The organism is Salinicola salarius, from assembly GCF_002179555.1.
Lineage (GTDB): Bacteria > Pseudomonadota > Gammaproteobacteria > Pseudomonadales > Halomonadaceae > Salinicola > Salinicola salarius_A.
Genome location: NZ_NHOU01000147.1, coordinates 1 through 475 on the forward strand (window position 1 = coordinate 1; position 475 = coordinate 475).

Sequence of the window (475 nt, forward strand, 5' to 3'; positions counted from 1 at the left end):
AATCAGCACCCTCGTGAATGAGGCGGGATGAGGCGTGATCCGCGTACCACAGAATCCTGACAGCCTCTTAAAAAAGTGTTCGACTTGATTTATGTCCATCTCCATGCGGCGATGCCTACGTGAAAACCGGTTCACATTAAATAGCTGATCTTCACGTTTAAAACCTTCACGATGAGCCGCAAGCATCAGTTTTGCAATGTAAGGATACAACCCATCTGCGATCGGCACCACGGACTCAGAATAGGTTTTGGATCCTTCAAACGAAGTTACCAGGATCATTCTTTTAAGATCAACATCCTTAGCCTTAATATGTAGCAACTGATTTAGCCTAATACCTGTAAAATAGAAGGTCTCAACTACTGTCTCCCAAAACCATGCTGGATAGAGCTTCGACGGGTCATCTTGCGCGGTTTCAAATCTACGCCAACCCTTCGCTCGCTAAAGACCTGAATCCGTGAGACCGGCCCCCAGGAAT

1 pseudogene is annotated in these 475 nt (G+C 46.5%); it reads right to left on the minus strand.

The features are described 5' to 3' along the window. Nucleotides 1-348: pseudogene (locus CCD76_RS19545) on the minus strand (site-specific integrase); the annotation flags it as partial. Between the last annotated feature and the right edge of the window lie 127 nt (nucleotides 349-475).